General features: G+C 63.9%; 1 pseudogene. It reads right to left on the reverse strand.

The features are described 5' to 3' along the window. A pseudogene (locus ACZ3GY_RS24540) lies at positions 1–249 on the reverse strand (ABC transporter ATP-binding protein); the annotation flags it as partial.

Here is a 249-nt window from a genome sequence, read left to right on the forward strand (position 1 = left end):
CATCTGCTGCTCGCCGCCGGAGAGCGTGCCGCCACGCTGGTGCATCCGCCTTTCGAGGATAGGGAACAGCGTGCAGACGCGTTTCAAATCTTCCGCGAAATACTGCGGGTCGGCGACCGTCGCCCCCATCTGGAGATTTTCGAGAACGCTCATGCGCGGGAAGATGCGGCGGCCTTCCGGCGATTGCGCGATCCGCAGCTTCGCGATCTCGTGCGGCGGCATATGCGTGATGTCGCGGCCCTCGAACAT

This window comes from Pseudomonas sp. PME37.24/006 (assembly GCF_055556635.1).